General features: G+C 58.7%; 23 protein-coding genes. 6 read left to right on the forward strand and 17 right to left on the reverse strand.

Annotated features, from left to right (window positions below; genetic code table 11):
• Positions 1 to 28: 28 nt before the first annotated feature.
• From LEPTO7104_RS0113065 to LEPTO7104_RS0113085, 5 genes are all read right to left on the reverse strand, one after another.
• Positions 29 to 466 carry a PIN domain-containing protein gene (locus tag LEPTO7104_RS0113065; RefSeq protein ID WP_017299027.1) on the reverse strand — a complete coding sequence of 146 codons (438 nt, stop codon included), beginning with the start codon at positions 464 to 466 and terminating at the stop codon, positions 29 to 31.
• A complete protein-coding gene (locus tag LEPTO7104_RS0113070; protein ID WP_017299028.1) occupies positions 453 to 689 on the reverse strand; it encodes a hypothetical protein in 237 nt (78 codons plus the stop codon). The genes LEPTO7104_RS0113065 and LEPTO7104_RS0113070 overlap by 14 nt, the downstream gene beginning before the upstream one ends.
• Positions 690 to 768: 79 nt before the next feature.
• The gene (locus tag LEPTO7104_RS0113075; protein WP_017299029.1) at positions 769 to 2,319 is read right to left on the reverse strand and encodes a sulfatase; all 1,551 of its coding nucleotides are present in this window, start codon (positions 2,317 to 2,319) and stop codon (positions 769 to 771) included.
• Positions 2,320 to 2,475: 156 nt separating this feature from the next.
• Positions 2,476 to 2,748 (reverse strand): ssr2422 family thylakoid membrane protein, encoded by a 273-nt coding sequence (locus LEPTO7104_RS33730; RefSeq protein ID WP_017299030.1) that lies wholly within the window; start codon positions 2,746 to 2,748, stop codon positions 2,476 to 2,478.
• A gap of 169 nt (positions 2,749 to 2,917) precedes the next feature.
• Complete coding sequence (locus LEPTO7104_RS0113085; protein ID WP_017299031.1) at positions 2,918 to 3,850, reverse strand: NAD-dependent epimerase/dehydratase family protein; 933 nt, start codon at positions 3,848 to 3,850, stop codon at positions 2,918 to 2,920.
• A 252-nt stretch (positions 3,851 to 4,102) separates the two neighbouring features.
• On the opposite strand from LEPTO7104_RS0113085, the gene LEPTO7104_RS38240 reads away from it, so the two are divergent.
• Positions 4,103 to 5,206: a pentapeptide repeat-containing protein gene (locus LEPTO7104_RS38240; protein ID WP_017299032.1), complete on the forward strand. Its 1,104-nt coding sequence runs from the start codon at positions 4,103 to 4,105 to the stop codon at positions 5,204 to 5,206.
• 180 nt (positions 5,207 to 5,386) lie between these two features.
• Here LEPTO7104_RS38240 and queA read toward each other — a convergent pair whose 3' ends face one another.
• Positions 5,387 to 6,508, reverse strand: coding sequence for a tRNA preQ1(34) S-adenosylmethionine ribosyltransferase-isomerase QueA (gene queA, locus LEPTO7104_RS0113095; protein WP_017299033.1), 1,122 nt, complete (start codon positions 6,506 to 6,508; stop codon positions 5,387 to 5,389).
• 112 nt (positions 6,509 to 6,620) lie between these two features.
• Here queA and LEPTO7104_RS0113100 point away from each other — a divergent pair, with 112 nt between their 5' ends.
• Positions 6,621 to 7,010: a hypothetical protein gene (locus LEPTO7104_RS0113100; protein WP_017299034.1), complete on the forward strand. Its 390-nt coding sequence runs from the start codon at positions 6,621 to 6,623 to the stop codon at positions 7,008 to 7,010.
• Between the two features lie 121 nt (positions 7,011 to 7,131).
• On the opposite strand, the gene LEPTO7104_RS0113105 is transcribed toward LEPTO7104_RS0113100, so the two are convergent.
• Positions 7,132 to 7,746 (reverse strand): alpha-isopropylmalate synthase regulatory domain-containing protein, encoded by a 615-nt coding sequence (locus tag LEPTO7104_RS0113105; RefSeq protein WP_196358109.1) that lies wholly within the window; start codon positions 7,744 to 7,746, stop codon positions 7,132 to 7,134.
• Here LEPTO7104_RS0113105 and LEPTO7104_RS40075 point away from each other — a divergent pair.
• Entirely contained in the window at positions 7,745 to 7,963 is a 219-nt protein-coding gene (locus tag LEPTO7104_RS40075; RefSeq protein ID WP_196358110.1) for a hypothetical protein, read from the forward strand. The two genes, LEPTO7104_RS0113105 and LEPTO7104_RS40075, sit on opposite strands and share 2 nt — an antisense overlap.
• A gap of 98 nt (positions 7,964 to 8,061) precedes the next feature.
• Here the strand turns inward: LEPTO7104_RS40075 and LEPTO7104_RS0113110 are convergent, their stop codons facing one another.
• Positions 8,062 to 8,586, reverse strand: a complete 525-nt coding sequence (locus LEPTO7104_RS0113110) for a hypothetical protein (RefSeq protein WP_017299036.1) — start codon at positions 8,584 to 8,586, stop codon at positions 8,062 to 8,064.
• 277 nt (positions 8,587 to 8,863) lie between these two features.
• Here LEPTO7104_RS0113110 and LEPTO7104_RS0113115 point away from each other — a divergent pair, with 277 nt between their 5' ends.
• Entirely contained in the window at positions 8,864 to 9,082 is a 219-nt protein-coding gene (locus LEPTO7104_RS0113115; protein ID WP_017299037.1) for a hypothetical protein, read from the forward strand.
• On the opposite strand, the gene LEPTO7104_RS0113120 is transcribed toward LEPTO7104_RS0113115, so the two are convergent.
• A complete protein-coding gene (locus LEPTO7104_RS0113120) occupies positions 9,079 to 9,666 on the reverse strand; it encodes a hypothetical protein (protein WP_017299038.1) in 588 nt (195 codons plus the stop codon). The two genes, LEPTO7104_RS0113115 and LEPTO7104_RS0113120, sit on opposite strands and share 4 nt — an antisense overlap.
• Positions 9,667 to 9,872: 206 nt before the next feature.
• Between LEPTO7104_RS0113120 and LEPTO7104_RS0113130 the strand changes: the two genes are divergently transcribed.
• On the forward strand, positions 9,873 to 10,766 hold the full coding sequence (locus LEPTO7104_RS0113130) for an ABC transporter permease (protein WP_017299040.1): 894 nt from the start codon (positions 9,873 to 9,875) through the stop codon (positions 10,764 to 10,766).
• Here LEPTO7104_RS0113130 and LEPTO7104_RS0113135 read toward each other — a convergent pair.
• Positions 10,763 to 11,164, reverse strand: coding sequence for a hypothetical protein (locus LEPTO7104_RS0113135; RefSeq protein ID WP_017299041.1), 402 nt, complete (start codon positions 11,162 to 11,164; stop codon positions 10,763 to 10,765). The genes LEPTO7104_RS0113130 and LEPTO7104_RS0113135 overlap by 4 nt on opposite strands.
• Before the next feature lie 409 nt (positions 11,165 to 11,573).
• On the opposite strand from LEPTO7104_RS0113135, the gene LEPTO7104_RS0113140 reads away from it, so the two are divergent.
• Entirely contained in the window at positions 11,574 to 12,131 is a 558-nt protein-coding gene (locus LEPTO7104_RS0113140; protein ID WP_225886976.1) for a hypothetical protein, read from the forward strand.
• A gap of 264 nt (positions 12,132 to 12,395) precedes the next feature.
• Here LEPTO7104_RS0113140 and rarD read toward each other — a convergent pair whose 3' ends face one another.
• The 7 genes from rarD to LEPTO7104_RS36950 form a co-directional block, all read right to left on the reverse strand.
• Entirely contained in the window at positions 12,396 to 13,307 is a 912-nt protein-coding gene (gene rarD, locus LEPTO7104_RS0113145; protein ID WP_017299043.1) for an EamA family transporter RarD, read from the reverse strand.
• A gap of 56 nt (positions 13,308 to 13,363) precedes the next feature.
• Positions 13,364 to 14,896, reverse strand: a complete 1,533-nt coding sequence (locus LEPTO7104_RS0113150; protein WP_017299044.1) for an ATP-binding protein — start codon at positions 14,894 to 14,896, stop codon at positions 13,364 to 13,366.
• Between the two features lie 143 nt (positions 14,897 to 15,039).
• On the reverse strand, positions 15,040 to 16,551 hold the full coding sequence (locus tag LEPTO7104_RS0113155) for a UDP-N-acetylmuramoyl-L-alanyl-D-glutamate--2,6-diaminopimelate ligase (RefSeq protein ID WP_017299045.1): 1,512 nt from the start codon (positions 16,549 to 16,551) through the stop codon (positions 15,040 to 15,042).
• Positions 16,552 to 16,582: 31 nt separating this feature from the next.
• Positions 16,583 to 16,867: a glutaredoxin family protein gene (locus LEPTO7104_RS0113160; RefSeq protein ID WP_017299046.1), complete on the reverse strand. Its 285-nt coding sequence runs from the start codon at positions 16,865 to 16,867 to the stop codon at positions 16,583 to 16,585.
• A gap of 171 nt (positions 16,868 to 17,038) precedes the next feature.
• The gene (gghA, locus tag LEPTO7104_RS0113165; protein WP_017299047.1) at positions 17,039 to 19,567 is read right to left on the reverse strand and encodes a glucosylglycerol hydrolase; all 2,529 of its coding nucleotides are present in this window, start codon (positions 19,565 to 19,567) and stop codon (positions 17,039 to 17,041) included.
• Positions 19,568 to 19,785: 218 nt separating this feature from the next.
• The gene (glgB, locus tag LEPTO7104_RS0113170) at positions 19,786 to 22,047 is read right to left on the reverse strand and encodes a 1,4-alpha-glucan branching protein GlgB (RefSeq protein WP_040695428.1); all 2,262 of its coding nucleotides are present in this window, start codon (positions 22,045 to 22,047) and stop codon (positions 19,786 to 19,788) included.
• A gap of 228 nt (positions 22,048 to 22,275) precedes the next feature.
• Entirely contained in the window at positions 22,276 to 23,751 is a 1,476-nt protein-coding gene (locus LEPTO7104_RS36950; RefSeq protein WP_017299049.1) for a HAMP domain-containing protein, read from the reverse strand.
• Between the last annotated feature and the right edge of the window lie 96 nt (positions 23,752 to 23,847).

Raw genomic sequence — 23,847 nt, forward strand, 5'->3', positions numbered from 1 at the left:
TGAGGTATTGAGTAGATGGGAAGAGAGGTTACTGACCTAGTTCGTTAAACGGGTTGACAATGGTTAATACATCGTGGATGACCAAGCCATGTCCCATATCTTCGGTGTAGAGAACAGAGCATTGGTACTGAATAGCGGTGCTAATAATCATGGAATCCCAAAATGATAGGTTATAGCGCTGCCTAACATCGGATGCTTTCAAAAGAATCGCCTCATCCATTGGACAGACAGCGTATTTTCTATAAAACGATCTGATCAGAGACTGAATTGCAACCTCAGTAAATTTAAATTTACGCATCAGGTTAACGGATACTTCGTTGATAACCTGTACGGAGAGATGAGGCCTAATTTGATTTATCAGAGTTCTAGCAGCGTCATGACGAGGATCGAGAGGTACATCTTGGGATTGAGTAGCAGCGTAGATCCAGATATTCGAATCGACAAAGCAGCGATCAGCATCGGTCATAGATCTGATCTCGGCTCAGAGGCTGAAAGCTGCTCACCGGAACTGGATGAGTTAATAGGTAGCTAATACTACCCTCTTCGTTATCAAGGTTGGTTGCTTCAGATTCCGGTACCAAAGAGTCTTCTAGCTGCTGATCAACGAGCTTGAGCAGTTGAGTTGCAAGCTGAATCTGTTCTTTGAGGGATAGCTGAGTTGCCTCCCGAAGCAAGTCTTGAACAGTCATAATGAGTTTCCCCTGAAGAAGGGATAGCAAGGTACATCGTTCATTCTCACTTGCTCACCCCCTGATTACCCATCATAGATTAATCCTCCAGGTAGCCCAGTTCTTCGAGGCGGCGGCGGACTTCGGGATCATCGTAGTCGGTGGCGCGGGTGAGGGCGGCCTGGGCCAGGTGCTGATCGGAGCGATCGGCAAAGGCTTGCAGGCAGTCCTGCAGAGCTTCCACATTTTCGGGCAGGATGGCGCTGAGATCGAGGGCTTCGGTGGGGTCTTCGAGCACGTCATAGAGTTCGGCCACGGAGCCTTCGGTTTCGATTAGCTTGTGCTGGCCCATCCATACGGCGCGGCGGACGCGATCGCATCCCATGGTCTTCACCAGCTCGGGCTGGCGTTTCTGCATCAGGTTCACCACATTCTGCGGCGGAATCGCCTCGGCAAACACATAGTCGCGCTCCTTCAATTCGCCCTGGCTGTGAACCAGATCGAGGCCCATCTCCTTCTCATTGGCAATGCCAGCGGCGGCCAGCACCGTGTGGAACAGACGCCGGGTAGACACCACCGCATCGACCGTTGTGCCCTGCTCCAGCCGGTTCTGCGGGTCGCGAACGATCAGCGGTACTCGCACCAGCTCGTTGTAGATTGAGAGGCTGTGGCCCATGTACTGCTTTTCGCCCAGGTGCTCGCCGTGGTCGGCGCAGATGATTACCAGCGTATTGTCGAGCTGGCCCGATTCCTTCAATCGCTGGAAGAACTGTCCCAGCATCGCATCCTGATAGGCCACCTCGGCGTCGTACATGCCGTCGAGGGTCTGCTTTTGCTCGTCGTCTAGGGCACCGGTCAGCGGGGCCAGCCAGCCGTAGACATCACCATTGAAGCGCTGCAAAAAGCTCTGGGCCTTGCGATCGGCCAGCACGTGGGGGGCAAACTGCTCGATGTAGCGGCGGGGCGGGTGGTAGGGCATGTGGGTGCCCATCAAATTTACGAAGGCAAAGACGGGCTGGTCATCGACTGCGCCCGAGCGGTTGATTAGCAGGTTGGCGGTGTCTTCCAGCGATTTTTGCGTGTTGCCCTTAAAGCTCAGCGCCGTCTGCCACAGCGGCACCATCAGCGGCGTAAACGAAAGGGCCAGCAGCGCATCCGATCGCGCAAAAGCATCCTGAATGCGGTTGAGAGTGCCCGCTAGCTGCCGCTTAAACCACTGCCGATAGCGCCCCACAATGCCCGGGCGGTTGCCCGCCTGGTTGGGCCGGGAGGTGAGCAGACCGCTGTAGTTGAGAAAGCTAGTAAACCCGCGCCGCAGCCCGTTGTTGATGACGCCGACCAGGGGATTGTTGCAAAACCCGGCGGTGTAGTAGCCGCTGGCCTCAAGCCGCTCGGCGAGGGTAGGCAAATCGTTGGGCAACACAGAATACGATTGCACCATGGTGTGCTCGGAGGGGTAGAGCCCAGTGAACATGGAGGCGTGGGAGGGCACCGTCCACTGCGCGGCTGAAACCGCCTGGGTGAAGCGGGTGGCATCGGCTGCGATCGCATCCAGATTTGGCGATGTCGGCTTGTCGTAGCCGTAGCACGACAGGCGATCGGCCCGCTGAGTATCGAGCACAAGAAACAGAATATCGGGGCGTGCAGCCATGGGAATAGCCAAAGAATCGACGGGAGCCAAGTTTCATCCTAAACAGAACCGTGCGCCCTTGTCTGAACCTGGGGTTAGAGATTCTATCGATGGAGAGACTTTGCCACTATAGAACCTGGGTGAGGCGCTGGGATGCGATCGCCCCAATCACCACTCTCAGCCTGGCAACAGCAGTTTCACCAAAAAGGCCGCCGCATTGATAATCAGGGCCACCGTGGCCGAGATCAGCAGAGCAAAGGCCAGCTGTACGACCCAGCGCATACCGGTTTCGTAGGTATCTAGCCGCTCGTTAAATCGTCCAATTTCATCCGTTAACTTGTCGACTGCTGCGGCGTTTTTATCGATTGCTGCGGCGTTTCTATCAATTGCTGCGGCACTCTTTTCGACTAACGCTTCAATGCGATCGAGGCGATCGTTGCTGGTGGTCACAGCACGGCAGATAGCTACCCCTCCATTATCACCCAGAGGCTATTACCCAAAGGCAGAATGAGCCATGCCTACAGCGTTCAAGACCTCTCACAGCAGGTCTTCAGGTTATGTTGTTGGTCAAGAGGTGAGCAATGCCCACCCTACCGAAGCGATATGGTTTTTGCGGTGACTAAGCGGCCAAAATTTTGTCATCCAGGGCAAAGTCTACCTCGGCCTTGTCGTGGCCAGCGGCCAGGTAGTCGTTCTGGAACGAATCCTTTAGCCCGGTGACCAGGTCGTAGGTGGGTGCCCAGCCCAGCTCGGCCTGAGCCTTGTCGATCGCCGTAAAGAAGTGCTGCACCCGCATCGGGAACGCCTTAGCCTTGCCGAAATCAAAGGCCTTGGGGTCGTAGTGGACGATCTGGAGGCTACCGGGATCTTTGCCTGCCGCCGTGGCGCAGGCGCGGGCCAGCCCGTCGAAGGTGACCGCCTTCTCGCCGGAGATGTTGTAGATCTGGCCGATCGCGGTTTCATTGCCCAGCACCGCCGCCATCGCCGCCGCCAGGTCTTGCACATGGCCCAGTTGCGTCAGGTGCATGCCGTTGCCGGGAATGGGCACGGGGCGATCGCGCACGACCCGGTCAAAGAACCAGGCCTCCAGGGGGTTGTAGTTCTGCGGCCCGTAGATGTAAACCGGGCGCACCGAGGTAAAAGGCACCCCCTGCGCTTGCAGATAGGCCTCGGTTTCAAACTTGCCCTTGTGGCGGCTCTTGGGGTCCACCGCATCGCCTTCGATGTGGGGCATCTGGTCCGACTTGAGGTAGACCCCCGCCGAGCTGACATAGACAAAATGCTGGAGTTTGCTACCAAACATTTCAATCAACGGCTGGGTATCGCTCAGCTCGCGTCCGTTGTTGTCGAAAATGGCGTCGAAGGTTTCGCCCGCGAGCTGGGTTTTGAGACTGCTGGGGTCGGTGCGATCGCCCACAATCGTCGGCACGCCCTCCACCGGGGCGGGGCGGTTACCCCGGTTAAACAGCACCACCTCGTGGCCCTGCTCAATCAATAGCTTGGTGAGATACACCCCAATAAACCGGGTGCCACCCATGACCAGTACGCGCATTGTCGCCTCCTTGCTGCTAACCAGGGGCCCAAGACTTGCTGCCAGACCCACTGAACTTAATGTATGTATATTAAGCTGCGCCGATCCCCTCCATTCTCTTGAAGAATCAGGGAATTTGGCCTCGATTTGCGCTCAAAGGCGTTAAGCAAAACGGTAGATAACGGCCCAGGCCTTACGCTCGGGGGGGAAGCCGCCTAAAATGTTATGAGTTAAGCACCGGCCTTAACACCCTAAGCGCGAGATTGTCTCTACATGCGAGAGCTAGACAACGCCTATCGAATTCTGGAGCTAGAGCCCGGTGCCTCGCTTGAGGCGGTGAACCAGGCCTACAAAGATCTGGTGTTTGTCTGGCACCCCGATCGCATTCCCCAGGACAACGAGCGCTTATACCAAAAGGCCCAGGACAAGATTAAGGCACTGAACCAGGCGCGGGACTTGCTGCGATCGCACAGCCGCACAGCTCCCGCTTCCACCCGCAGCAGCCAGAGCTATGGGGCCAGCACTCCAGGCTATCGCTCGGCTTACAGCACCTACCAAGGCGCTAGCTACCAGGGCAACGGCAGCACCTACACCGATCGCCAAACCCAGGACGCCGCCGAAAACCGTTCGGCCCACCACAACCGCTACTACCGCTACCAGCGCAGCACCTACGGCGGCAGCTACTACGGCAGCAGCAGTACCAATACAGACAGCAGCACCTCCTCGAGCGACACAGCTTCTAGCGGCGATACTTCTAGCGGCAACACTTCTAGCGGCAACGGAACCAGCCAGTCACAAACCTATCGCCAGCGCCGCGATGCCGCCGCCGGGGTAGGGGGCAACAAATCCACTAGCTCGAACGGCGGCGCTAGTTCCCAGGGGCCATCTAGCCCTGCCCCTAGCGCCAGCAATGGGCATACCGCCGCCAGTCCCAAGCCCCCCAGCGACGCCTACAACAGCTACAACGCCCACACCCGCAACGGAGCAGCCAGCACCCACCGATCGCGCCAAAGCCCCGACCTCAGCGGCACCGACATGCACGGGGCCAACCTGCGCGAAAAAGACTTTGCCGGCCGCAACCTCAGCGAGGCCAACCTCAGCGGGGCCGACCTCAGCGATGCCTTTTTGCACAAGGTCAACCTCAACCGAGCCAACCTCAGCAAGGCCAAGCTGTTTCGCGCTAACCTGCTGCAGGCCGACCTCAGCCACGCCAATCTTCGCGAAGCCGATTTAATTGGGGCCGACTTCAGCGGGGCCGACCTCAGCGGGGCCGACCTCAGCGGCGCCAAGGTGGCCGTAGGGGGTCGCACCATGGTCAAGCTCACGGGCACCATTCTCACCGGAGCGATCATGCCCGATGGCTCGATCCACGATTAGACACTTGCCCTGATTTACGTTCGAACAGGCAAAGATTCACCGTTGAACGTAGTGCGGTGGTAAGCGGGCTCTTACCTAGGCCGTTAGAAAGAGGAAGGCGGTAAGGCGATCGCACAGTCGTACCGGTAAAGACTTAGGGGCTCGCTGCCTTTGCCGTAGTACCTGAATTGACGGCGAATCCTAACGCCCCTGCACCGCCTCAGGCAAAATCAGCATGGCATCGCCGAAGGAATAAAAGCGATAGTCTTGCTCGATGGCATCCCCGTACAGCGCCAGCAAGCGCTCTCGACCCACCAGGGCGCTGACCAGCATCAGCAGGCTAGAGCCGGGCAGGTGAAAGTTGGTGAGCAGCCCATCGATCACCCGGTACTGGTAGCCGGGGTAAATAAACAGGTTGACCTTGCCCCGGCAGGGTTGCAGTTCGCCGCCCTGGGCTGCTCCCTCCAGGGCACGCACCACCGTCGTGCCCACGGCAATGACCCGCCCGCCCTGGGCCTTGGTAGCATTGATTTTCTCCACGGTTTCAGGGGAAACGTCAATCCATTCGCCGTGCATTTTGTGGTCGAGAATATTCTCGGTTTCCACCGGGCGAAAGGTGCCAACGCCGACGTGGAGGGTAATGCGCGATCGCCCCACCCCGATCGCATCCAGCCGCTCAAATAGCTCTGGCGTGAAGTGCAGTCCCGCCGTCGGGGCCGCCACCGCCCCAGGAGCCTCGGCATAGACCGTCTGGTACTGGTCGGGAGACGCCGTTGTATCGGTGATGTAGGGGGGTAGAGGAACTTCCCCCAGTCGTTCAATCAGGGCAAACAGAGACTCACTGCCCTGGGGTTCAAACTGAAGCAGGCGGCCATTGGTATCGAGGTCAGTGGACCGCACCTCGGCCACCAGATCGGGCCGATTGGGGTTGGGGCCAAAGTGGATCGTAGCTCCCGGCTTGAGACGGCGACCGGGCCGCACCAGGGCCAGCCACTGGTTGTTTCCCCGGTCTTCGAGCAAAAACACCTCCACCACGGCCCCGCTGGGCTTTTGCCCCAGCAGCCGGGCCGGAATGACGCGGGTGTCGTTGAGCACAAGCAGATCGCCTGGCCGCAGCAGGGTAGGCAGGTCGCGAAAGTAGTGGTGGCGGTGGGTAGTGGCGCTATCGACTACCATCAGCCGCGAGGCATCCCTAGGCGTGACAGGGGTTTGGGCAATTTTTTCTGGCGGGAGAGAATACTGATAGGCCGCCAGGGAATATTCAGTGGACGGGCCATGGCCCGCTGGAGACAGGTTTGGGGCCAGTGTTTGACGATCGCGCATGGCCTAGTCAGGTTGGGGAGATACACCCAGGTTAGGTAGAGGGACTTAACCCTAACCACCCAGGGGCTAATCCAAGACAATAAGAACTGTAGCACCTGTCTAAAGGTCAACGATGGAATACACCTACTATCTCGCCAATGCCAGTTTGACTCTCCGCGTAGTCGAACACCTGCTGGGCACCCCGAGATTGCCCCTGGAATTCATGACGGTGATTCATCAGATCGATGGATGGGTCATTCGGGTCAAAATGGATGACAACATCGGCGTTCCCGATGCCGAAGATTTTCGTGCCTACATGAACGAGCTAGGCATTGCCTACGATCCCGGCATTCGGGTGCGGATGGCCCTCTGGGGGCTGGAAACGGGGCAGTCGCCCATCGACGTGATGCGCCGCTACCAGGTGGCGATCGTCTCCCACGGCAAGCCCGATCGCGAAGAAATTGAGGCCTTTCGCCGTCAGTTTGTGATGGGGTTGGGCTACTGCCCCGAAACCCTGGCCTAGCCGCAGGCCTGTCTCAAAGACGTATCTCGTATGGGGGTAGGGTAACCTACCCTTTTTTGTGGCCCTTTTTTGCGGCCCTTTTTTGCGGCCCTTTTTTGCGGCCGTTTTTTCTGGGTATTTTCTACAGGCGATCGCAGTAGATGAGATAGCCCAGCGCGTCCAGATACGCCTCAATGGAGGCCATCACCACGTCGAGGTGAAAACCGCGCCCCGGAAACAGCAGCCCCTGCCGCTCTAGCAGCACCACCGCCGACACCGGAGAATCTGCCGTGGTGGCCAGACAGCGGTAGTGCACCATGCCCACATCGCCCACCGGAATGTAGTGATTCACCGCCAGGTTGAGTGCCCTCAGGGCCGCATCCACCGGGCCTACCCCAAAGGCCGTCTCCTGGCAGGTGTAGCCCAGGGGCGTTTGCAGGCGCACGGTGGCGGTGGGCTGGGTCTGGCCGCAGCAAACCTCTACCGACTCAAGCCGCCCCAGCCAGTGGCGCTGATCGGCCATCTCGGCGTCTCGATACTGGGTTTCTAGATCGCTGCGACCGGCATCGAGGTAGCCGGGGGCGCATTCTGCCAGCAGCTGGCCGGGGGTATACACTAGCACCTCATCGTCTCCGCTGCCCGTCACGTAGTCGAGGGGGCGGTGGGTGACGATGCCATCTAGGCCCAGGTGAGCCGCTACAGCGGCCTGGAGCGCAAAGGACAGCCCCAGCTGCGATCGCTGGGCCGTGTGCATCATGGCCTGGTCTACGGGGCAGCAGTGCAACAGGCCGCAGAGCTGGTTTAGAGCCGTGGTCGTAGCGATCGCATCGTGCGATCGCATCGTGCGATCGCATCGCGTAGCGCCCTACCAAAGCCAGGGCCAAATCGGTCACGTACCCCTTTACCCGGCCCTGCAAAAACAGTTCCCACAGGCGATCGCCCCGGTGCATCGGCAGCGGGCGGCCAAACAGTAGCTCTAACAGCAGCCCCTCATCCAGCAAAATGCGCCGCATTGCCACAATTTAACTCCTGTGAGATAACTCCCGCGAGCCTCCCAGGAGGTTCGCCTCGCCTAGTCGGCTGGGTCAGAGCCGAGCAGCTTACGCAGAGCCGCCAGGGGCATCTGCACTACATCCTGAGGTCGGTCTCCGGGGTAGGGTTCTGCGATCGACAGCTGAGGGTTAACCTGGCCCCCTGGCAACCCTTGCGACGACAGCTCATGGACCGAGCGATAGAGCTGGGTCAGACTCCGACGCCCCTCCTCTACACCGTTGGTCAACGCATCGATCTTTTGCTCCAGCGACAGCAGGCGAGAGGCGAGAGCCTCGGGCGCCGCATCCGGGGTTGGTCCCCCGCTCCGGCTGGTCGCAACACTGCCGTCTTCGATCGCACCTGCGGTTCGCCTTTCTAACTGGTGCAAAACTCGCTCTACCTGTGACACCCGCTCTGGCAGAGTATCGCCCTCTGTGGCCAATAGCCCCTGGCGCAGCAGGCGATTGACCAGCTCCGTAGCCGATATGCCCTCACGGCTGGCCCGCTCTTTGAGCGCCTGCTGCAGGTCGTCGGCCAATCGATAGCTCACCAGCTTTCTCACCATAACGGTTTCCCTAAAGCACCTTGCGTTCTCAACCGCGATCTAACGCTCCAGAACACTATACACAAGATACTCAGGTGATATACAAAGCCAGGACAAATGTTTTTGCCCTGGGTCTAAAGCTTAGATCGGTTTCCGCCGTTCAAAAAATGCCAGGAGATGTCACATCAGGGGATCTTTTCGCACAAATAGCTAAAGCTGCCGCGTAAGCAGCAGCATGCAACAACACGCGAGTGAGTTACGTTTACCATACAAAAAACAGCTACCCAGAGAATACCCCATGCTTGTTCCCTATCACCAGACCCACGATCCTCAGATCGAATGCCCCCAGTGCCGCCGCCACAGCGTAGTCAGACATGGCGAAAGCGAATACGTTTGCCTGAACTGCGATTTTCGCCGTGATTTGTCAGAACCCCACCTGGGCAGGTTTGGCAACCTGCTGATGGGGGTGCTGGCCTTTGCCCTGGTGCTGCTCGTGAGCGAGCTGTTGCAGAGTTAGGGCTGCCTGGCCCACAGGGCCAGCCCACCGCTGCGCCCCCGCGCGGCAAGGTAGCTTTCCTGGGCAGCAAAAAAGGAAAAAAACGGCAGCTTGGCCACGGATGCCGTAGCAAAGTCCCCCGCCTTGGCCGATTTGCTGCGCAGGGACAGGCTGACCACAGCCCGGTCGCCCACCAGCAGCTGCAAACGCACAAAGTCGAAGGCCAGCAGGTTTTTCTTGGGCAGTAACTTGGCTGGCCCCGTAAACCGCAGCCGGGCCGGGCCAACCTGAAGCTGGTTTTGAATGGTCAAGCGATCGCCGTCGTCGCGGCTAAAGCTGATCGTAGCTGCCGCCAGACTCGGTACATAAAAGCCGCCTGCCGTGGGCTGTCCTGCCTTGTAGGCGGGCTTTTTGGGAGCGGTAAACCGCAGCCGCCAGGTGCCCAGCAGCGCCTCGGGCGAAAACTGGTGTCGCAGCTGCTTAGTCTGCCGTTCTGCCTTTAACAGCGCCGCCGTGACCTGCTTACCCTCAATCTTTACCCCCGAGGCAATGGCATCTAGCACGTCGGGGGTGGGCCGGGCAAGGGCGCTGTCGGTGGCGGTCATGGGGTCTCCAGGCGTGGGGATAAGGCCGACCACAGCCAGCTTTTTCTGGGCTTTCAGTGCGCCCGGCAGAGCAGGAAGCGGCGGTCCTCTGGGATGCCTTCATTATGCCTGAACCGGCTAGTGACTGGGAAATTGCGATCGCCACCAAATCCCGGTCTTTGGCCCTGGCTCTGGCATAATAGAGCCTGTCGATTACCTGCGCTGTCATGGCTACCACTCCGCGATCGCCGCTGCTGCGCAGTTCTGCCGCCAAGCCTGCCACCAATGTCTCCGTCGTGCTGATGTGGGTGGGGCTGGCCATTACCCTGGCCTTTATTCTGATTGCGCTGCTGGCCCCGCTGCTGCAAAGCTGGGGCTGGCTGCTAGACCCCACCACGGCGCTGCAAAACCCCGTCCACCAGCCCCCCGGCGGCGACTACTGGTTTGGCACCACCCGCCAGGGCTACGATGTGTTTTCGCGCACCCTGTTTGGCACCCGCGCCGCCTGGCAGGTGGTGCTGCTGGCCACGCTGCTCAGCCTGGTGATCGGGGTGCCCCTGGGCATGGTCAGCGGCTACCTGGGCGGCTGGCTCGATCGCGCCCTGCTGTTTTTTATGGATGCCATCTACACCCTGCCGGGGCTGCTGCTCTCGGTCACCCTGGCCTTTGTGGTGGGTCGGGGGGTGCTAAATGCCGCGATCGCCCTCAGTATTGCCTACATTCCCCAGTACTACCGGGTGGTGCGCAACCACACCGTCAGCGTCAAGACCGAGTTGTTCATCGAGGCGGCCCAGGCCATGGGGGCCGACCCCTGGACGGTGCTGACCCGCTACCTGTTTCTCAACGTAATTCAAAGCGTGCCGGTGCTGTTTACCCTCAACGCCGCCGACGCCATTCTGGTGCTGGGGGGGCTGGGCTTTTTGGGGCTGGGTCTGCCCGAGCAGGTGCCGGAGTGGGGGGCCGACATTCGCCAGGCCCTCGACGCGCTACCCACGGGCATCTGGTGGACGGCGCTGTTTCCGGGGCTGGCCCTGACGCTGATGGTGACGGGGCTTTCGCTGGTGGGCGAAGGGCTAAATGAACTGATGAACCCCCGCCAACGCCGCGAAAATTGGCGCTAGCGATCGAGCAGAGCGTTAAATTGCTCCACCAAAGACTGGCGCTGCTCTAGGCAAGCTTGCTTATAAACGTCAACAATAGTTTGGGCTAGCTCGGCTTCCACCGCCGCCGCCGCCGCCGCCGTTGGGTAAGGGCGGTAGAGCTCGGGGTGCTGGCTCGGGTTAAACATGGCCTGGACAATGCGCTGTAGCAGCATTTCATCTAAACAGTCGCCCGAGGCCTCAAACACATCGCAGTAGGCCCCTGTGCCACTGTCGGCGGGCTGAAACTCAAGGGTAGAGTCGATCGCGCCGCCCCGGTCTATGTACACTGGCACAGCATGTCCGGCCAGATCGGCGGTGAGCTGGCTTTTGGCGGTAAATCGAATAAACGATCGGGTGGGATAAAACTGGTTGCTCATAGTGACCTACTTCAGGACGGGGGGGAGGAGGTCCTGAGGCAACTAGCACTATTTCCCAAGACCGTAGGTTATTTTAACGCGATCTAAAGGGATTAATCTTCACAGATTTTTTAGCCACAAAAGTATAGCGAGCGATCGCCGCTTCGCCCCCCATTCTTGTAACTAAACAGCCCTCTATATCTATGCCTAAAACGGTTTTCTCAAGTAGATTTTATGCCATACAATCGGCACTAATCTTATTCTCCAAACGCATATTTTACAGGAGTACCCACGGGGGTCATGGCAACTAACAGAGCCAGCTGACATGATAGTTTCAGTTGATAGGGCAGGCAAAAAACAAACGCTCTGCATTCCCAAAAAGGAGCTTATCAACCCACGAAAAAACTATCTCATTAGGAGAAAATCTATCATGGAACGTGCAGGAATCCTTGAAAACGCAGCGGCCCTTGTGGAAACCGAGGTTGCTGGCCCTCAGCCTAAAAAGCAGTTTACCGACACCGAAACCTACTCCAAGAACATTCTTGGCCCAGTATATTTTCACCTGTCTAACCTGCGAGTTTACGGCAAGGCCGGTCTTCCCGTAGACCAGACCGTTGCTCCCGGTCAATCTCCCTATATCATCGCCACCAACGAAGAGTTCTGCGTTAGCGTTGACATTGAATTTAACCAGTCGCCGCTGACCGCTCTGCTGATGTGTCTGGGCACTCGCATGACCGTCGATTTTGCCTTCGAAGGTCTGGGTGGCCGAGCTACCGAGATTGAGTGGGCAGTGACTGATCTGACCAAAAAGGATGAGTTCAACTACACGCTGACCTACAAGGCGACCCCCGACGCCGCTCAGCTGGTGCCTGGTCTGTACGCGATCGCCGCGGTGGCCTCCATTGGCCCCGTTGAGAACGAGTGCAGCCAGCACGTTTTGGGCTATGGCTACATCGCCCAGCAGCTGCTCCAGGTCTACCCTGTCTAGGTTACGTCACCCGGGGAACCAGCTCTGGCTCAGGGCTGGTTCCCCAACTCCACGGCTGTGGAGCGCGGCTGTTGAGCTTTGCGTCGCCGATGTAATCCGTGGGTAGGATGGCCCCTTGCTGGCCCCAGAAGGTTAAAACCCCTGGCCCTTGACCCAACCGGATCGATTGCACCAGGGCCAACAGCCGATTTTTGAGTGGTCTGCACAACCGCAACAGCAAGGCCATCGTTCATCTTCCCGGCGAGCTCATCCAGCTCGCCCACATTACTTCAGACTCCCCGCCCTAGTCCGCAGCGCCGTGACCGAGTACAGCAGCAGGGCCGCCCAGATGCAGCCAAACGTAACAACATGCACGGGGGTAAAGGGTTCGCCGTAGACAAACACCCCGAGCAGCAGGGATATGGACGGACCCAGGTACTGAAAAAAGCCCAGGGTGGCCAGCTTGAGCCGTTTGGCGGCATTGTTAAACCACAGCAGCGGCATGGAGGTGGCCACGCCAGCGCCAATGAATAGCAGCGTGGTGGATAAACTTTCCCCAAAGTGCCCCTGCCCGGTGAACCCCAGCCAGCTCACAAACAGCAGCGTGATGGGCGTAATTAAAAGAGTTTCGACCGCCAAACCCACCAGCGGAGCGACCGACACCACCTTGCGCAGGAGGCCGTAAAACGCAAAGGAGATGGCCAGGGCCAGGGCAATCCACGGCACTGTGCCCAGTCGCCAAATGAAGTAGCCGACGCCCACCACGGCCAGCGCCACAGCCATCTGCTGCCCCCGGTACAGTCGCTCCTTGAGAAACACAAACCCGAGCAGCACCGTAAATAAGGGGTTAATGTAGTAGCCCAGGCTGGCCTCAACGACGCGATCGCTGTTCACCCCGTAGATGTACAGCCCCCAGTTAAAGCTCAGCAAGCTGGCGGTGAGCAGCAGCACCAGCACCCGGCGAGGCGATCGCAGCAGGGCCAGCAACTCTCCCAGCCGCCTCTGCACCAGCAAAATACCAACCAAAAACACCGCCGACCAAATCATGCGGTGGCTGAGCACCTCCACGGCAGAAGTCGTGCCAAACTGCTTCCAGTAGATGGGCAGCAGCCCCCAGGCACTAAAAGCCAGCAGAGCATAGATGGGGCCAAGCCTGGCTTCGGAGCCGCCGGGGGTAGCAGAGTTAGGTAATGCCAAAAAGACAGCCGCCGTTCAAAGCAACCATTCTAACCATCGGGTCTATCTCTGGTGGTTTATCTGCGGTGAAGGGGCAGCCGCACCGCGATCGCTGTTCCTTCCTCAGGCTGGCTGCGGGCCACCACGGTGCCGCCGCAGTACAGCAGCAGCTGCTGCACGATCGACAGCCCCAGCCCGGCGCCCTCGGTTTCATCGGAGGGCAAATTGCGCCCCCGGTAAAAGTGCTCAAAAATATGGGGCAGGTCGGCGGCAGAGATGCCGATGCCGGTGTCGCGCACTTCAACTTCGGCGTAGTCTGGGGTGCTGCGTGCCGTCACCCAAACCCGGCCACCGCTGGGCGTGTATTTGAGGCTGTTGTTGAGCAGGTGGATAACAATTTGGCGCAGCCAGCTAGCGGGGCAGGTCACCGCCGGCAACTGTCTGGGAATGGTATAGGCCAGCATAATGCCCTTCTCCTCGGCCAGGGGCTGATAGGTGCTCACGACCGGAGGCACCGTCTCGGCTAGGCTCAGGGAGTCAAGCGGCGTCTGCCCAACGCTAGTTTCCATTTGCAGCAGGTTGAGGACTCCGCTGATCAGGGCACTCTGGCGATCGCACTCGTGGCTGATCATCTCCATGTAGCGCTGCCGCTGAAGGGGCTTGAGATGGGGCGAATCGAGCAGGGTGAGGGCGGTTTTAATCGTGGTGAGGGGAGTGCGCAGCTCCTGGCCCACGGTATTGAGAAAGTCGTCCTTTAGGCGCAGGGTGTTGAGCAGCACTTCATTTTGATTGGACAGCCGCGCTATACCCAGGGCCTGATGGCGATAGGTAGCGGCCGACTGGCGCAGATGCTCCTGGCGCTTGAGCTGCCAGTTGAGCCACCGATCGACCAGGCCCAGGTAGGTCGGGGTGAGGGGCTGAGTTGACCTTGCCTGCGACCACTGCTGGGTTAGGGTGGCCAGATTGACATCGGTATCGGCGATGCCTCCGTGGTCCATCTGGTGGCAAATAGCGCTAACTACGGTAGCCACCAAATCAGGGTTTACCGAGCAGCACACCGACAGGTAGGACGATCGCGCCGTGCCCGCATCTTCTAGGGCGGGCGATGCTTCCTCGTCATCGGTATCGCGCTGATCCTCCCGGGAGAGTCGTTGGCTATCGCCCGAGGGCGTAGCCGAAAGCGGCTGCAAGCGATGGGCCACCACCATAGCCGCAAAGGTTTCCGACTGCGCCACCAAAAAATAATCCCCCCGCCAGATGGGACCGACGCTGAGCGGCAAGACCACCTCTGAAGCGCCTGGCGCGGTCGTTAGAGGGGCCGTCGCGAGGGCATCAGGTGCAAAGGCGTTAGAGTCGACGCGCAAAAACCGAAACACCCGGTGGGGCGACACCAGCCCCTGACCATAGCGCGACACATCTTCGCTCCAGGCATCGCCATTGGGCAGCTTGACCAGCAGATGCGCCTGAACATTGTGGGCCTCAAGAAATTCTACAGTCGATTGCAGAATTGCCTTGAACCCCTTGGGTTTAACCTGTATGTAGTTTGGAGTTGCCGCACTGAGCTGCAGAAGCCGGTGTAGCGACACCTCTTGCTCTTGATAAGACTGCATGGTGCTCCAACGGGCCGGGGCCAGACCAGCACTAATGTCTTTGAAATCAGCACTGGCATCTATTAGCGTATCTTTAACCACCTAAAATGGCGGCGAGAATGTTGCGTGTATTCACACAATGCCGTCATTTTAGGGTTGAAAAGTTAGTTTGGATAGCGTTTTTTAAGAAAATGGCGGGCTTGCTCGCGATCGTCAAAGTGAATTTTCTCAGTCCCGAGAATCTGATAATCTTCATGGCCTTTGCCCGCAATCAGAATACCATCCCCCGGCTGGGCCATGGCAATGGCTGACTGGATGGCGGTGGCGCGATCGCACACCACCTGATCCTCCCCTAGTTCTGCCGGAATCCCCGCCACCACATCCCGCAAGATCTGCTCGGGGTCTTCGGTGCGGGGGTTGTCGGAGGTAACGACGGCGATATCGGCCAGGTCGTAGGCAATCCGGCCCATCTGAGGGCGCTTGGTGCGATCGCGATCGCCGCCGCAGCCAAACACGCAGATCAGCCGCCCCGGCACAAAGGGGCGCGCCGCCAGCAGCGAATTCTTCAGGCTGTCTGGGGTGTGGGCGTAGTCCACAATCACGCTGATGTCCTGGGCGTCGGAGACTTTTACCTGCTCCATGCGGCCCGGCACCCCACCAAAGCCGGGCAGCGCCGCTGCAATAATGTCCAAAGCAACGCCCAGATGCAGGGCCGCCCCCACCGCCGCCAGCAAATTTTCCAGATTAAACTGCCCCACCAGCGGCGAGCTAAAGGGCACCGTACCCGAGGGAGTTTTCAGCGTTCCGGTGACGCCATTGGCCTGATAGGTCAAATCGCCGGTGTAGAGGTCAGCCTCAGGATTTTGGGTGCTATAGGTCCACACCCGCTCGGGAGGAAGCTGGGCGACGAGGCGATCGCCGTAGGGCGTGTCGATATTCACCACGGCCCGACCCGCCAGATACTGCTCGCTAAACAGCAGCGCCTTGGCCTGGAAGTAGTCTTCCATGTCGCGGTGGTAATCGAGGTGGTCCTGGGTCAGGTTAGTGAATACCGCCACCTCAAAGGGGCAGCCCCAAACCCGCTTTTGGGCCAGGGCATGGGAGCTAACTTCCAGCACCGCGTAGCGACAGGCCGCATCCCGTGCTTTGGCCAACTCGGCCTGGAGCTCGACCGCAAAGGGCGTGGTGTAGAGAGCCGTCTGCTGATGCCCCGGCCAGCGGGTGTAGAGGGTGCCCAACAGCGCCGTGGGCTGCTCTGCCGCATTCAACAGGTGCTCAATCAGGTGGGTGGTCGTCGTTTTGCCGTTGGTGCCCGTCACCCCCACCAGGCCCATCTGCCGAGCTGGATAGTTGTAGAACCGCGCCGCCACCTCCGCGCAGGCGACGGCCATATCCGTCACCGGCACCACCCAGGCCTTGCCTTCAGCCGGACGGTTTTGCAAGGCTTGGCACGACACCAGCGCCGCCGCCGCCCCCGATTCCAGGGCGCTGGGCCAAAATTCGCCGCCGTCGACTCGGGTTCCAGGCATGCCAATGAACATATCCCCCGGCTGGCAGGCGTGGGAATTGGTGCACAGCCCCTTGATGTCGCGCTCATCGCCTGGTTCGCTCGGCAGCGTAAATCCAGAGGCGATCAGCCCCGTGGGCAGGTCCTCAAGCAGTTGGCGCAGCTTCATGTCAGCAAGTCCTCACATCACTGAAGTTGCCCTATTCTGCCTTACTCTGACCCAGATAAGTCTGTATCAATTGCTCCACCCTGGCCTGGGAAGCTCGGGGCGACAGCCGGGGCAGGGGATTTTCCTGGACTCCGGCCTCGGTGACCAGCACCTGACACAGCACCGGAATCTCGTACTGATAGCGCTGAAACCAGTCGTCACGGGTGGTGATGTCGCGCACCTCTAGCTCAAAGGGAAGGTGAGCAGCAGCGACCAGTTTTTCCTCCAGCCCTTCGCACAGGTGGCAGCCGGGCTTGCTATAGAGCACAAATTTCATCGCTTTAGCATAGTGCAGAAACGGCTGGAGCCGGGCGATCGCACCTTCCCTGGCCCCAGGCAATTACTACCATAGGTGGGTTGATCATTCGCCACAACTGCTCGGCAGTCCCAGGCTCAATTCAGCTCTCCCCAAGGGCATCCTCAGCAGGGGGTCAATGTCTACAGCGTCCTATCCAGTCGGCTGAACCTGCTCTAGCAGCACAGCCTGACTATCCTGAAGCTCAAACGATCTAAGGGCAGCAGCGTCCAGCGCCACCCCAGGCGACATAACGGCAACCCGCCATTCGTCGAGATCGATTTGCAGCCAGTCGCCGAGGGTAACGCTCAGGGGATCGCCCCCCATATGAGCCACCATGGCCACCTGGTGCTGGCTAGTCTGCTCAGGCTGGGCAGGGGCAGTGCGCAGGCCGTAGAAAATAGTTTGCGCCTCGGTGTTGATGCGGTTGAAGCAATCGAGCGCGGCAAGATTGTCCCGCAGCCAGGGGTTGGCACGGCGGAACCGCCGCAGCGCCAGATTAAAGGCCACCTGACCTGGATCCAAAAAATCCTGTTGGAGCCAGACATTGCACATTTCATGGGTGTCTTCCATAAAATTCTTGGCAAACTCCTTCAGCTTGCCCACATCTAGCTGGGTCAAAACAGCTGACTTATCGGGCACGTTGAGCTTTTGCAGCGATTGAGTTGATTTTCGAGTTTGCCCCTCTGCCGTTGGGGCAGCATCAGCGTTCAGACAGATTTGGCACAGACGGGCCACCTCATCGAGATCGTAGTTGGTTTCTTCGATCGCATCGCAGAGCCCCCGCACAAACTGGCGCAGCTCGCTCAGCTTGGTAAAGCCCATGGCCTTGAGGCGCGGAAACAAATTGGGCCAGTCGTAGGTTGCAGGAATCACCTGCCAGTCTAAAAAGCCCCCGGCCTCTTCAGCAACCACCTTGACGCCGTAGCGATCGTCGGTATTGCGCAAAAATGCCCAGGGCGCCCGCATGGTGCAGTTGATAAAGTCCATCGGCAGGCCGGGGCTAAAGCCGTAGGTCATCAGCGCGATCGCGGCGTTGTCGTAGGCATTGTTGAGCACCTCTGGCAGGCTGTCACCCAGGTTCCAGTTGATGTCGAGGTCGGGGTCAACCTGAGTGCCGCGCCGCAGGGTGTCGTGGTTGCCGCAGCCGGTAATCCAGCCAGTTCCCACCTGCATTTGCTCGGTGACGCGCCGCCATTTTCTATCCCAAAACTGGCGCAGACTGGGGGTGTTGTGGGCGAAGATCAGCGGTCCCCACTGAAACGCATCAGGCTTGAACTCAATAATGTCGCGGTAGGTGGAGATCTCTTCCCAGCCTTCCGCCGGCCAGGGGCGACCGTCTTCAAAAATGGCAAACAGGCGGCGCTGGCCGTCGCCCACGGTTTGCAGCACCTCCGCCATGTCGCTGAGGTAATTGTCATCGTACTCAACCCGGCCCGACAGCGGGTTAAAGAACTTAAAATCCTGGGCGCCATCGACACGAATGCCGTCGACACCAGTATTGTTTTTGCGCCGCTGCATCTCCAGCAAAATGGCCCGCACAGTAGGGTTCTGATGGTTTACATCCTGCCCGTACATATTAGGGCCTTTGAGAAAGCGCCCGTTCAGCAGGTCAGCCCCCTGGTTGTCGGCATGGCCATAGACGATGTCGAAGATGACCTGGATTGGTCCGGTGGGAAAGTTGTGCAGGGTGGCGATGAACTCTACCAGTTCGTCAGGGCGCAGGGTTTCGAGCACCGAAGGATTGGTGGCCGACGAGCCAAAGATGACGATGTCGTAGCCCCAGTTTTGGGTGTCGGGTTTTCTGAGGGTGACTTTGATATCCCCCGGCTCGCGCTCGATCTCTGCGGTTTCGGGGTCCATCTCCCCCATGTCGTCTTCCCGCAAAATAAAGAAGCCCCGACCCAGCTCGTGCTCGCCCAAATACTCCACCGTAGGCTCGATGGGAAGCAGCTGTACGGCATCGTAGCCAACGAAGTTTTGCTCCGCCGGAGTGAGCGGCGTCTGAGCCTTGAGCTTGTCGGCAATGCCCTGATAGACGGCGGTTAGCCCGCTGAGGTAGCCGTTGGGCGAAGCGGTGTTGACGTGGAGCTGCAAAATATTGCCGGGCGGATGCACCTGCACCACGCCATCGTCGTTGGTGTCGCCCTGGGTAAAATAGTCGCGATCGCCCCGCCGCTCCTGGAGGCTCTCCATGTCGTAAAGTTCTGCGGGCGCATAGACACCGTAGGGCAGCGAGTAGGCCAGGCAGTCGCCAATTACCCGCACCTCGTCGGTGTTCATGTCGAGGTAGCGCAGCCAGTAGAACGACCCGAGCTGATCGCGAGTACCGGGCTTCATGCCCGACAGCACGCCCCAGTAGTACTCTCCCTGCTTTTGCAGCTCCACGTAGTCGCGGCGAAAGATCACTTTTTGGTTGACCTTGGTGGGGTCGATGTTCTGTTTCGGGGTAAAGATTTCCAGGTAGATATTCTTGGGCTGCACCATGTCAGCCCCCAGTTCGGGCGTCCAAAAGCCGATTTCGGTCAGGCCATCGTCTCGGTAGTGGGCACCCAGCCGGGTCGCCAGAGCTTTGGCCTGATTAAACAGGGTGTCATCGGACTGCTGCACCTGTTCGGCCCAGTCCAACAGTTGTTGGGTTTCTGTTTCCAGGATCTGAATACGAGCAGCAGTGGCGACCATGCTGTGGAAATTCCTTCTTTAGAGAGAAACAACAAGTCAAACGAATGAAAGCAATCAATGGTGCAGCGGGCAGAGCACTATTGCCAGTGGCCAAAACGAGCTAGTAGATAAGGATTGCAGGTAGCCGTGGTACTCGACACGAAAGATATTTCGGCGGGGAACTTTTCTAGCCAAGGGCGATCGCTCCACACAGGGCACCCTACCGAGGAACCCAAGGGTTAACCGTTCAGCTTGAACACCATCACCCCCAGGGGTGGCAGGGTCAAACTCAGGGCGTGGGGCCAGCGAGGGTGATCCCAAGGGTGGCTCTGCTGACCGCCGTTGTTGCCAACGCCGCTGCCGCCGTAGTCGGTGCGATCGCTATTGAGAATCTCCTGGTAATAGCCCGGCTTGGGCACACCCACCCAGTAGTCGTGGTGGACGGTGGGGGTAAAGTTGCACACCGTCACCACAAACTCGTCGGAATGTTTGTCCTGGCGAATGAACGACACCACGCTGTGGTCGGCGTCATTGCAGTCAATCCACTCAAACCCATGGGATGAGAAATCATCGGTGTAGAGGGCGGGCTCGCGCTTGTACAGGGCATTGAGGTCGCCCACAAACTGCTTCAGCTGGCGGTGAGGCTCATTATTGAGCAGGCTCCAGTCTAAATCCAGCCAGCTGTTCCACTCGGTGGTTTGGCCAAACTCCATGCCCATGAACAGGGTCTTTTTGCCGGGGTGGGTAAACATATAGGCGTAGAGGGCGCGCAGGTTGGCCAGTTTCTGCCAATAGTCCCCCGGCATTTTTTGGAACAGGTTGCCCTTGCCGTGCACCACCTCGTCGTGGGAGAGGGCCAGCATAAAGTTTTCGCTAAAGGCGTACCAGATCGAAAAGGTAATGTTGTTCTGGTGGTAGCGGCGGTGGATCGGGTCTTCGCTGAAGTAGTTCAGCATGTCGTGCATCCAGCCCATGTTCCACTTAAAGTTGAAGCCCAGGCCGCCCACGTAGGTGGGGCGCGACACATTGGCCCAGGAGGTCGACTCTTCGGCAATGGAGAGAATGCCGGGATAGTAGCCAAACAGCACCGTGTTCAGCTGGCGCAGCAGATCGACAGCCTCCAGGTTTTCGTTACCGCCAAATACGTTTGGGATCCACTCGCCGTCGTTGCGATCGTAGTCGAGGTAGAGCATCGAGGCCACCGCATCGACCCGAATGCCGTCGATGTGGTACTTGTCAAACCAGAACAGGGCGTTGGCAATCAGAAAGTTGCGCACCTCGTTGCGCGAGTAGTTAAACACCAGGGTGCCCCACTCCTTGTGCTCGCCCTTGCGGGGGTCGGCATGCTCATAGAGGTGGGAGCCATCGAAAAAGGCCAGCCCGTGGGCATCTTTGGGAAAGTGGCCCGGCACCCAGTCGACAATCACCCCGATGTCGTTGGCGTGGCACTGGTCGACGAAATACATAAAGTCCTGGGGCGTGCCAAACCGAGAGGTCGGCGCAAAATGCCCGGCCACCTGGTAGCCCCAGGAACCGTCGAAGGGGTGCTCGGCCACGGGCAGCACCTCAATGTGGGTGTAGCCCAGCTCCTTCACGTAGGGAATCAGGCGATCGGCTAGCTCTCTGTATGTAAGGAACCGAGCCTCGGGCTTCTGACTCACCCGCACGGCCTGACCCTCAGCGGGGGGATTGTCCATGCCGTCGTGCAGCCACGAGCCCAGGTGCATTTCGTAGACCGAAACCGGCTTTTCTTGCGGATCGGCGCTGCGGCGCTGCTCTAGCCAAGCCGCATCGTGCCAGTGATAGCTGAGGTCGGTAACCACAGAGGCGGTGTCTGGCCGCACCTGTTGCTGAAAGCCGTAGGGGTCAGACTTGAGATAGACGTGGCCGTGCTGATTCTTGACCTCAAACTTGTACAGCTCTCCGGTGGTCAGCTCAGGGATAAACAGATCCCAAACGCCACCCTGGAACAGGCGCATCTGGTGCTTGCGGCCATCCCAGCTGTTGAAATTGCCCACCACCGAAACATTGCGGGCGTTAGGTGCCCACACCGCGAAATAGACTCCCGCTACGCCATCGACCTCGACGGCATGGGCGCCCATTTTCTCGTAAATGGCATGGTGATTGCCTTCGCCAAACAGATAGATGTCAAAATCGGTCAGCAGCGGCGACTTAAAAGCGTAGGGGTCCCGCAGGGTGCGTTCACGATCGCCCTCTTTCACCTTGAGCAAATAGTTCTGGTCAGCCTCTCCCGGCAGCTGGCACTCAAAGAAGTGGGGATGGTGCACCGACTCCATGGCGTACTCCTGCCAAGTCTCAGGGCGCACTACCCAGGCGGCATCGGCATCGGGCAAATAGGCGCGAATCACCCAGTGGGCATCGCCTTTGGCCTGATCTTTGGCCTGCTCAAGGGTGTGGGAGCCAAGCACTTCAAAGGGGTTGCTGTGCCGATTCTCGACGACACGGTACACCTGGTCAGGGGAGAGCGTAGAAGAAGACATAAATACCGCTGTAGCTGCTGTGGCTGTTGGCCAATGCTGGCGATCGCTCAATTTCAGCAAACCGATCGTCTATGACAACTGCCAAGGGCAACCTAGGGGACTTCTCTAGTCTGGGGCATCTATCTGTAGGGGTATTCAGGCCATCTGCTTGAACGGCAAAGCGATTATCAGACCGCTATTGCTCTCCCCAGAGGGTTAGCCTGCCCAGGCAACTCCTGCCGCCGACCGTTACCTCACCTGCTCTGCTTCCACTGGAGGGGTAGTCCCATGGCTGCGATTTCGGAGCTTTTGGGCCTTGGCGGTCAAATCCTGGAAGAAATCGGTCTCGACAATCTCTTTGACCTGTTTTTTGCGCTTGGTTTCGTCAATCTCAATGCGCAGGTCGCGCACCTGCTGCTTGAGCTTTTGCTCGCGAGTGTAGACCTGCTGGGCCATGCGGTCAAACACGCGGGCCAGCTGGCCAATTTCGTCGCGGCGGCGGGCGATCGCCCCCAGCTGACCCAGCTCAAATTTTTCTGCCTCAATATTTGCCGCCGTGCGCGCAATACCCAGAACGGGCCGGGCAATCAGGCGATCGGCCATCAGCACCGCCACCCCGCCGGTTAGCCCCGTAAAAATGGCAATTATCCCCAGCAGCATGCGTTTGTTGCGGTTGACTTCTACCAAATAGCTCGATTCAGGTATGACCGTGCCCACCACCCAGTCCAGCTGCTCTAGAGGGGTAAACGAAATTAGGTAGCGCTCTCCCGTAGCCGGGTCCTTAAACGAAAACCGCTGCAATTCAGTCAGATTATCTAGGTTTACCCCCTGGGATTGAATCGTTTGGCTGGCTATTCGCAGCAGCGGATTTTCCACATTTTCAAGCTGCTGCAAGTGGGGATCGGCTGCATTCTCCCCCTGGGACGGCATCACCTCCGCCACATCGGTAGAGGCAATCAGATCTTCCTGGGCATTGATGATAAAGGCCTCCCCAGTGTAATCACCCTTCAGCTGCTGCAAATACTCCGACAGCTGAGATAACTCGATACCGACCCCTATCACTCCCCAGATGTCGCCATTGGGGCGGATTAAAGCCGTGGTGGCATCCAATCCAGGGCTTTGGGTCGATCGATAGACGTACACAGTCCAGGCCCGCTTTTGGGGAGAAGCCAGCGCATTCTTATACCAGGGGCGATCGGGCGCAAAAAAAGGCGGATTCATCTGATAGGCTTCGGTCCCCACCAGGGTTAGTCCTTGGGAATTGGCCTTATAGGTGTTGACCGTGGTCTGGGTGGTCCCACTGGCTTTGTCCCAATCGCGCAGGTGAAAGTGCAGTTGCCCATCGGAGGTACGCTGAGCCCCAAAAAAGTCTCCGTTGGTCTCCCCATACTGCACCCAGGTAAAGTTGGGGTTGGCCTGCAAGACGCTGAGTAAAAACAGCTCTCGGTCCTTGGGATTGGTTAGGTTAACTAAATTCTGCCCCAGACTGCTGTTGAGCAATGACTGGGCTGAGTCAGCATTGTCAAACAGCTTTTCCACCTCCTGGGAGGTCCCCAGGGCAATCTCCTGATTGACCTGGTCGACAATGGTGTCGATGTTCCGCTTAGACACCAGCGACCATGGAATGTAGACAATCGCCGCCGTAGTACCCACGGTCAGCAGCATAGCTCCCACCAGGGTGGCTTTGAGTCCGGGAGGCTTGGGAAGGCGGAAGGGGAGGGGCATGGTGAAGATAGGGGGTGAATTAGAGGGCGAGGTAAAGAAGGTGGGGGAATGAGACGAGTAGAGAGGAGAGATAGAAAAAGCAGCTCAGACAGATGG

The organism is Nodosilinea nodulosa PCC 7104, from assembly GCF_000309385.1.
GTDB lineage: Bacteria > Cyanobacteriota > Cyanobacteriia > Phormidesmidales > Phormidesmidaceae > Nodosilinea > Nodosilinea nodulosa.